We start from the raw sequence: 7,983 nt of genomic DNA, 5'->3' as shown, positions 1-7,983 counted from the left end.
TGGGGTCCCCACGCCCGCTCGACGTGCTACAGGGAAAAAACAGCGATAAGGGTCATTAAAGTCCTTGTAAATTATCGGTTATCTCAACTTTCCTCTCCATGGCAGAGCACGCCTTGGCGTCCCGATTCCCGCTACCGCGCGCGATGAGAAACGCAGCACAAGCCGCCGCGAAAGCAGCCCGTTAGTAAAGTTAAAGGTAAATTTAAAAGGTAGCGTGCGGTCAGTGTCGCATTATTGCATCTGCGCCGCTGCACGCAGGTTCGTCAATAGCGCATCAAACACCATGCCGTTCATCCCTTGATTCAACTGGCTCACGAATGCCTTGCGCTTCTGCTCATCAAGCAATCGCGGCGTAACGCTATCCAGCGCAATCAGGACGATATCCCCATGCGCATTGGTAGCCATGCCGTAGCTGATTTTGCCCTACGGCGAGTGCGGCAAAGTGAATACGGTTTTTGCCAGCGGGATCGCCTTGGTTAGCGGAATAGAAATGCCGCGCGGCGCTGAAGCTCAGGCCGGAGAGACCTGCAGCGCCTCGGCTTCTTTATCGTTTCCATGCTTCAAGGCGACGAGCGTTTTTTCAGCATCCACGCGAGCCTGTTCTACGGCTTTCTGGCGCTTCATTTTCTGCTCAACCTGCGCACATACATCCTCAAGCGGTTGCATATGTTCGGGACGGTGATTGGCAATACGGATGACGAAAGCGCGGTTGCCATCGACGGTGATCACATCTGAATTGCTGCACGGTGCCCCATTGCTTCCCAATAGAGTCCCCTCGAACAGCACCTGCTTCACCATATCGTAATTCAGCGCCGCGGGCACGTCATCCCGGCTGAATCAGTCGGTCTCTTGCGCCGTGATACCGGTGGCAGCTTCAAGCCGATGCCAGCATCTCATTATCGTTATTGGCCGCATCACTCACTTTTTTCTGCAGCGCATAATAGGCATCGATGGCTTTCTCCTGTTTCACCTTCGCCGCCATCTCATCATGTACCACGCTCAATGGGCTGCCCTGCGCCGGCGCTACATCGTCCAGATGTATGATAAGGAAGTCCACCGAAGATTTAATTACGCCCGACAGCTAGGCCCCTTTTCGCTCAGTTTGGCCTGCTTCATTTCGTCGAAGTTATCACTGTCGCTTATCCAGCCGATATCGCCGCCGTTTTTCGCTGAGACGACATCGGTGGAGTGGGCTTTGGCAAAGGCGCCGAAATCAGCGCCCTGCTGCAATTGTTTCAGCTAGTTATTAGCGTCGCTTTCGGTTTTGCTTTGGATGATGCTATAGCGTTTACGCGCGGGGATGGTAAATTGATCATGGTGCTAATCATACCAGGACTGGATCTCTTGTTCGTAGACGCTAGTTTTCTCCTGCATCGCTTCAGCGTCCATCGAGATATATCTTACTTTAAGGTTTCCGTCGACAGGTACTGGTTTTTGTGTGCGTTGTAACTAGCTTGGATCTCATCGTCGCTCGAGGTTTGCTTCGCCGCCGGTGCCATGATATCAAAAGTGGGCCAGACGTGCGTCACGAGTTTGCACAGCCACCGCCAACAGTCTGTCAGTTTCCGCCGGCAATAGGAAGGCAGTGCCCGCCAATCCCCCGTATGAGCTGTTGGATAAGCAATTGTTTCCGCATCAGCGCGGCGTATTGATCCGGCGATAGTTCCATATTGCCTATCAAGGAGCGAAATTTGGCGTTATCGAATTTATCCTCGGTGTGGAAAGCTGGGATGGCGAAGATCGCCTGTTTGATTTGATCGTCGCTGATATAGCTAGTCCCAGCTTTACCCGCGTACTGATCCAGAAGGGTTTCATCGATCAATCGCGAGAGCACCTTGCTGGCGCATCTGGCTCATGTAGCCTTCATTAGCCGCCAATTTGGAGAACTGCTTATCCATGGATTCCTGCTGGTTGGTGGTCATGTTCGTTCTGCATCGCCTGCTCCAGCTGCACACGACTGATTTGCTGACCGTTTACCTTGGCAGCGTAGTCGCCATCGCCGTCGATAAGATAGTTGCTTTCCCCGGTCAGCACGAATGAAACAGCAATAATAAGCGCCAGAATAATTCTGAGCACGATGTAATTAGCGGCCGCGCGTAAACTGCCCATCATAGTGTGACAACACTCCGCTATAAATGAATGAAACGCCTGCGCTGGTAAACAGGCTTTTCCCGACTGCTGTAGCTCTCCGGAGACACTGCGCGTTAACACTATCTCTCTGAGAGTGCCAACCATGCTCTGGTCAGCCAATCCAAAAAACGCATTCTGATGATGCACCCTGTCTACCCTACCCGTCTGACTGCGTCAGGTACTAGTTGACCCATGCGAGACAGGGAGCTTGATCAGTTCACTGCGTCTTTCAGCCCTTTACCGGCACGGAATCCCGGCACCTTAGCGGCGGCGATAGTGATCTCTTTACCGGTTTGCGGATTGCGTCCAGTACGGGCGGAACGCTCGCGTACAGTGAAGGTGCCAAACCCGACCAACGCAACGTCATCTCCCTGCTGTAGCGACTTGGTAACTGAAACAATGAGTACATCTAGTGCACGTCCAGCGGCTGCTTTGGAAATATTAGCACCTGCGGCAATTTTGTCGATCAGTTGTGACTTATTCACTTTTTCATCCCCTCTTGAATTCTCTTATCGTGGCGGATTTTCCCTTAAAAGGGACAGTGCAGCTGATATATATCAAACCCAGTATGCTGGAACAGACTAAACCTACCCCCACTAACCAACCCAACACAGCTCACTAACTTAGCGGTACAAAAAAAGGCTGGCAAGTCCGAATTGGCCTGCTAGCCTTTTTACTAGTTTATTTTACATAAACCATTATTCTACCGCTTCAGGCACCACTTCAATACCAAAAGGGGCGTTCTGCAGCGCCAGATTCAACACCTCATCAATGCGCTGAACCGGATGAATATCCAGGTCATTAATCACATTGGTCGGCATATCTTCCAGATCCCGCTTATTCTCAAACGGAATCAGCACGGTTTTGATACCGCCGCGGTGCGCCGCCAGCAGTTTTTCCTTCAGGCCGCCGATGGGCAATACCTGACCGCGCAGGGTAATCTCGCCGGTCATCGCAACGTTGGCCTTGACGGGATTGTCTGTCAGGCAAGACACTAGCGCGGTACACATCGCGATCCCGGCGCTTGGACCATCCTTAGGGGTGGCACCTTCCGGCACATGCACATGAATATCGCGTTTTTCATAAAAGTCAGGGTTGATCCTGAGCTTGTCCGCGCGCGCGCGCACCACGGTCAGCGCCGCCTGAATGGACTCCTGCATCACCTCTCCCAGCGAACCGGTATAGGTCAGTTTGCCCCTGCCAGGCACGCACGCGGTCTCGATAGTCAGCAGATCACCACCGACCTCAGTCCACGCTAGACCGGTCACCTGACCGATACGGTTTTCCCCTTCCGCGCGTCCGTAATCAAAGCGCTGGACACCGAGGAAGTCCTTTAGATTATCGGCGCTAATAGTGATATGTTTCGTGCTCTTATCCATCAGCAGGGTTTTCACCGCCTTTCGGCACAATTTAGAAATTTCCCGCTCTAGGCTGCGCACCCCGGCTTCGCGGGTGTAGTAGCGAGTAATCCCCACTAGCGTGCTGTCTTCCACCGTCAATTCGCCTTTCTTCAGGGCGTTGCGCTCAAGCTGCTTAGGCAGCAGATGCTGTCGGGCGATGTTGATTTTCTCATCTTCAGTATAACCCGATAGACGGATCACTTCCATCCGATCGAGCAGCGGCGCCGGAATATTCATCGAGTTAGAGGTAGCGACAAACATTACGTCGGATAGATCATAGTCCACTTCTAAATAATGGTCGTTAAACGCCACGTTCTGCTCGGGATCCAGCACCTCCAGCAGCGCCGACGCAGGATCTCCGCGCATATCCGACGACATCTTGTCAATTTCGTCGAGCAGGAACAGCGGATTTTTCACGCCGACCTTGGACATCTTCTGGATAAGCTTGCCCGGCATAGAGCCGATATAAGTACGACGGTGCCCGCGAATTTCCGCCTCATCACGCACGCCGCCTAGCGCCATGCGCACATACTGCCGGCTAGTGGCCTTGGCGATGGATTGGCCGAGAGAAGTCTTACCCACTCCGGGAGGTCCCACCAGGCACAATATCGGCCCCTTGATTTTACTAACCCGGCTCTGTACTGCTAGATATTCCAGAATGCGGTCTTTGACGCGTTCGAGCCCGTAATGATCCTTATCGAGCGTCTCCTGTGCCTTGACTAAGTCTTTTTTGACTTTGCTGCGCGCATGCCAAGGCACCGATAACATCCAGTCGATGTAGCCGCGCACCACGGTTGCCTCGGCGGACATCGGCGACATCATCTTCAATTTCTGCAATTCCGCCTCGGTCTTTTCCCGGGCTTCTTGCGGCATTTTGGCCGCCTCTATTCTGCGCTTCAGCGCCTCGTTTTCATCCGGCGCATCGTCCATCTCGCCTAGTTCTTTCTGAATCGCCTTCATCTGCTCATTCAGATAGTACTCGCGCTGGCTCTTTTCCATCTGCTTTTTGACACGATTGCGGATACGTTTCTCTACCTGTAGGAGGTCGATTTCCGACTCCATCATCGCCATCAGATACTCCAGCCGCTCGGTCACATCGGCCATTTCCAGCACTGACTGCTTGTCGGCCAGCTTTAGCGGCATATGAGCGGCGATAGTGTCGGCCAGACGGGCGGCATCATCGATACTGTTTAAGGAGGTCAGTACTTCGGGGGGGATTTTCTTGTTCAGTTTAATATAGCCTTCAAACTGATTGATAGCGGTACGCACCAGCACTTCCTGCTCGCGCTCATCCAGTTCTGGCACGTTAAAACAGCCCGCTTCGGCAGTGAAGTGATCGCCACTGTCCGCCAGCTCCTTGATACGGGCACGGGTCAGCCCTTCCACCAGCACTTTGACCGTGCCGTCGGGCAATTTAAGCATCTGCAGAATGGACGATACCGTCCCTACTGAAAAAAGATCATTAATACCAGGCTCGTCGGTTGACGCTTCTTTTTGCGCCACTAACATGATTTTTTTATCACTATCCATGGCTGCTTCAAGACACCGAATCGATTTTTCCCGGCCGACAAACAGCGGGATAACCATGTGCGGATAGACCACTACATCGCGCAGAGGCAATACGGGAATTTCTATGCGTTCGGAACGCTCAGCATTCATAGAGCTCTCTCTTAGTTTAGCTTCCGCCAGGTTTGTAGGATGCGAAAAAACTCGGCTTTTGCCAGTTTCAACAATTAGGTATTTGAGTATATGGGGGTCGAATCGCTTATATTCAACAGCAGGCAGTAATGAAATCAACGGCAGCCAGTAATGAAAACGGGGGATAAAGTCCCCCGCCTGGACGCTCTCAATCGGCGCACACGCCGCGCGATACCCCGTTACTTGCCGGAGGCCTGCTGCGCTTCATGCTTACCGTAGATAAGTAACGGTTCCGATTGGCCGGCGATGACCGCTTCGTCGATCACAACTTTTTCCACACTGTCCTGGGAAGGAAGTTCGTACATGGTTTCCAGCAGTGCGCCCTCCACGATGGAGCGCAGGCCGCGGGCGCCAGTTTTGCGCGCCACGGCTTTTTTAGCGATGGCGGTCAACGCTTCATCACGGAATTCCAGATCGACGCCTTCTAAGTTGAATAACGCCTGATACTGTTTAGTCAACGCGTTCTTCGGCTTGCGTAGAATCTGAATCAGCGCTTCTTCGCTTAACTCATTCAGCGTCGCCACGACGGGTAACCGGCCGATGAATTCCGGGATAAGACCGAACTTAATCAGGTCTCCCGGCTCCACCTGCGCCAGTAGTTCGCCTTCGGTGACTTTCTCTGAACTGCCCTTAACAGTGGCACTAAAGCCGATGCCGCGGTTGGTTTCGGTGCGCTGCTCGATCACTTTATCCAAGCCGGCAAAAGCGCCACCACAGATAAACAGGACTTTCGAAGTATCCACCTGTAGGAACTCCTGCTGGGGATGCTTGCGCCCGCCTTGCGGCGGCACTGCGGCCACGGTGCCTTCTATCAGTTTCAGCAGCGCCTGCTGCACCCCTTCACCGGAGACGTCTCGGGTAATGGAAGGATTGTCCGATTTACGAGAGATTTTATCGATCTCATCAATGTACACAATCCCGCGCTGGGCTTTTTGCACGTCGTAATCGCATTTTTGCAACAGTTTCTGGATGATGTTTTCCACATCCTCACCCACATACCCGGCTTCGGTCAGAGTCGTGGCGTCGGCCATGGTGAAAGGCACATCCAGGAAGCGTGCTAGCGTTTCCGCCAACAAGGTCTTGCCGCTGCCGGTCGGGCCAATCAGTAAGATATTGCTTTTGCCGAGTTCGATACCGTTATTGGTGTCGCCATTACGTAAGCGCTTATAGTGGTTGTACACCGCCACCGCGAGCACTTTTTTGGCTTTTTCCTGACCGATTACATAATCGTCCAGGTGGTGACGTATTTCATGGGGCGTCGGCGGCGTGTTACGTTCACGGTGTGGCGCGACCTCTTTTATCTCCTCGCGTATAATGTCGTTGCATAAGTCGACACATTCATCGCAGATGTACACCGATGGCCCAGCGATCAATTTCCGCACCTCATGCTGGCTTTTACCGCAGAAAGAGCAACACAGCAGCTTTCCTGAACCGTCTTTGCGCTTATCTGTCATCAGTAAACCTCTTTCTTCCATCTCTCTGTTCCGCAGGCTAACCAGGGCAGCAACGCGACGGTTGAACTCAAAACCGGCCGCTGGAAGCGCTGACGCTTCCGCACGACGCACTACATTAACTATAGCCTATCCTTTCCCGCCATTAGGCAATTACACGCGCTGGCTCAATACGGAATCCACTAAACCATAGTCTACCGCCTCAAGCGCGGAGAGAAAACGATCGCGTTCGGTATCACGCTCTATTACTTCAAGAGGCTGGCCCGTATGTTGCGCCATCAACTCATTCATCCGCGCTTTGACCTTAAGGATTTCCCGGGCGTGAATTTCAATATCGGTGGCCTGGCCCTGGAATCCGCCCAGTGGCTGATGGATCATGACCCGCGAGTTAGGCAGGCAGAAGCGTTTGCCTTTAGCGCCGGCCACCAGCAGGAAAGCTCCCATGGAAGCGGCCTGCCCCATGCAGAATGTGCTGACATCCGGTTTGATGAACTGTATGGTGTCATATATCGACATCCCAGCGGTAATGACCCCGCCCGGTGAGTTAATGTACAGATAGATATCTTTTTCCGGGTTTTCCGCTTCTAAAAACATCATCTGCGCGACGATTAAACTCGCCATATGATCTTCTACCTTGCCGGTCATAAAGATAATCCGTTCTTTTAACAGGCGCGAAAAGATATCGTATGAACGCTCTCCGCGTGAAGTCTGTTCCACCACCATCGGTACCAGAGCCATATGGGGTGCAAAATTATCTTGTTCACCACTGTATGACATTACCGTCTCCTAGAAAAAAGCTTTCGGTGCCTCTAGGGTTTCCCGATTTTATGTGAGATACGACGTCATCGCTATATCCCAAGATGTCGCTGGTCTGCTGGGAGAGGTTTCGGCCCCTCTTCCGCCAGTGAGGAATTTCTCACTTTCCCCTCTAGTTGGGGGAGCGCTGCGCCCCCTTCAAGGCCGCAGCGGCATTATTTCAGCACTGGGCGTTGCCAGGTATTCCCGCGGCTCACTCTGTTTTAACACTATTTACCCATTAATATAGGGCTATTTATCACCGTCAAGAAAAGCTTATTATAAATAAAAAGCCTGCCACCGCAGGATGACAAGCTATAAGGATGACGGATGAACCTTAGGCCTGCTCTCGGCCCGAAGACGGCGGCGATTACGCCGCACTCGGCTGATTCACAAACTTGTTGAAGCTGGTTTCTTTTTTCGTAACGCGCACGTTGGCTAGCAGCGCTTCAACTGCCTGTTCTTCCAGCGCCATGTTGCGCATGTTGTCCATCAGCTCTTTATTCCTG

General features: G+C 52.6%; 4 protein-coding genes and 2 pseudogenes. All 6 read right to left on the bottom strand.

Annotated features, from left to right (window positions below):
• Nucleotides 1-231 precede the first annotated feature (231 nt).
• Nucleotides 232-2,112 (bottom strand): annotated as a pseudogene (ppiD, locus tag BG74_RS08695) (peptidylprolyl isomerase).
• A gap of 230 nt (nucleotides 2,113-2,342) precedes the next feature.
• Nucleotides 2,343-2,615, bottom strand: coding sequence for a nucleoid-associated protein HU-beta (hupB, locus tag BG74_RS08690; protein WP_066597885.1), 273 nt, complete (start codon nucleotides 2,613-2,615; stop codon nucleotides 2,343-2,345).
• A gap of 213 nt (nucleotides 2,616-2,828) precedes the next feature.
• On the bottom strand, nucleotides 2,829-5,189 hold the full coding sequence (lon, locus tag BG74_RS08685) for an endopeptidase La (RefSeq protein ID WP_066597884.1): 2,361 nt from the start codon (nucleotides 5,187-5,189) through the stop codon (nucleotides 2,829-2,831).
• A 218-nt stretch (nucleotides 5,190-5,407) separates the two neighbouring features.
• Nucleotides 5,408-6,682 (bottom strand): ATP-dependent protease ATP-binding subunit ClpX, encoded by a 1,275-nt coding sequence (gene clpX, locus BG74_RS08680; protein ID WP_066597889.1) that lies wholly within the window; start codon nucleotides 6,680-6,682, stop codon nucleotides 5,408-5,410.
• 150 nt (nucleotides 6,683-6,832) lie between these two features.
• Nucleotides 6,833-7,456 (bottom strand): ATP-dependent Clp endopeptidase proteolytic subunit ClpP, encoded by a 624-nt coding sequence (clpP, locus tag BG74_RS08675; RefSeq protein ID WP_066597881.1) that lies wholly within the window; start codon nucleotides 7,454-7,456, stop codon nucleotides 6,833-6,835.
• 388 nt (nucleotides 7,457-7,844) lie between these two features.
• Nucleotides 7,845-7,983: pseudogene (locus tag BG74_RS18270) on the bottom strand (trigger factor); the annotation flags it as partial.

The sequence above is a fragment of the Sodalis-like endosymbiont of Proechinophthirus fluctus genome, from assembly GCF_001602625.1.
GTDB lineage: Bacteria > Pseudomonadota > Gammaproteobacteria > Enterobacterales > Enterobacteriaceae.
The sequence above is the reverse complement of the archived record's forward strand: the minus strand, read 5'-3'. Positions and strand labels throughout refer to the sequence as shown.